The 1,726-nt window shown below is 46.4% G+C and carries 1 protein-coding gene and 1 pseudogene; one reads left to right on the forward strand and one right to left on the reverse strand.

What is annotated here, in order from left to right:
* Positions 1-44: 44 nt before the first annotated feature.
* A pseudogene (locus B4113_RS14505) lies at positions 45-410 on the reverse strand (ATP-binding cassette domain-containing protein); the annotation flags it as partial.
* Positions 411-1,023: 613 nt separating this feature from the next.
* Between B4113_RS14505 and B4113_RS20720 the strand changes: the two are divergent.
* On the forward strand, positions 1,024-1,726 hold a 703-nt coding region (locus B4113_RS20720), incomplete at its 3' end, for a transposase (protein WP_369802281.1).

Here is a 1,726-nt window from a genome sequence, read left to right on the forward strand (position 1 = left end):
CTAGAATTGAGTGGAAATCACAGAAAATGGTGAAGACCCTCCTGCAATAAGAAAACATAATCCCTAAATTCTCTAATCCCCTGAGGATCAAGTCCATTTGTTGGTTCATCTAGTATTAATAAAGATGGATTATGCAATAAAGCTTGTGCTAATCCTAATCGTTGCCTCATTCCAAGTGAATATGTCTTTACCTTTTGGTGAATAACTTGTTCAAGACCTACCACTCTTATTACTTCTTGAATACGTTCCTCAGTGACTTTGTGTCTTGCCATATTTGCATAGTGCTTTAGATTTTTATATCCGCTCATATATTTATAGAATTCCGGATTCTCTACAATCGCTCCAATTTCACTCATTGAATCCATCCTTAATCTGATTACTTTCTGTACCTTATATCTATTTAACGTAATTCCAAAATAAGTCTCCCTCTTCAAGCGTGTGAAGAACGAAGTACAACCGCAAGGGGGAGATGAATTTTGGCTAGGCGAAGCCTATAGGATTGTCCCTCCCTATGTTAAAATATGGTATTATTTTCTTATAAATCTTTTGCGTGTTCTTTGACAACCAAACAGATTGTGGCAGGTCGTGTGCTGCCACGTAAAATGTTTGCACCGTCTTTTGATCATAGGTGAAAAGCAAGCTTACTATGATAAACCAACGTGCAAAAATTTTTTCTGAACTTCTGGAACAAGGGAGTTAACTTGGTAAACTTAGCTGGCTAGTAAAAGCAGCTCCGAGAAGCCCCCACTTCAATTAGACCGTAAGGTCAATAAGTGGTGGGTAGTTCACATGAAGACACCTATAAAGTTATTAGATGTCAATTATCAACCGGCTTTAATTATGAAGTTAACAAGGCAGTTGTCTGAGATTACTTTATAAAACCTCATATGATTTCAATGCTTCTCCTTATTTGCATACCATTGATAATAACGAATTGCCATATCCTTAGAAGGCCGGTGAAAAAGTACACGCCAAGGCAGGGATGTAGGGGGCTTATGTCGAAAAAGGAAGAAGAATCTTTGAATGGAGCGTGAGCAGATCATGAAAGCCCCCAAACATCCTTCGACTCAGCCTCGTCTGTTTCAAGTCATCGACATGGAGGAACTGGTTCCCCCACATCATATCCTGCGCCAAATCAACGAAGCGGTTGACTTTTCCGTCATTCACGATGGGGTAGCTCCCCTGTACACGGAAAAAACGGGTCGCCCGGCGGCGGATCCGGAACGGCTGCTTCGCCTGATGCTGCTATCGTATTTGTTCGACCACTCCGAGCGGGAGTTGTATGAGATCCTCCCCATGCATGCCGGATACTTGTGGTTTTGCGGTCTCGACTTTGAATCCGTGCTCCATCCGGATCCTCATCACCCCACACTGCCGGATCGAACGACGCTCGTCAAAACACGGAAGCGCTGGCGCCAACACGGAATCTTTGATCGGCTGATGACCTACGTGGTAGAGCAGTGCATCGCGGCAGGGCTGGTCTCGCCGGATGTGCATGCGGCGGCCGATGGCACTCAAGTGCGGGCGAATGCTTCGATCCACCGCTTGCGGGAAGTCAAGCTCGCTCCGGTGGAACCGTTGGAGGACTACCTCGCCCGCACCGCCCGGGAAGATGAACAGGACGAGTCCCCGGAGACGGATCGGGATCCCGATGACGACCCGCCTTCTCCGTCTCCGCCATCAGGGGAACGCGTCCATGCCGGAGAACGAGGAAACTTCCGTGGAA

The organism is Geobacillus sp. B4113_201601, from assembly GCF_001587475.1.
Classification (GTDB): Bacteria; Bacillota; Bacilli; order Bacillales; family Anoxybacillaceae; genus Geobacillus; species Geobacillus icigianus.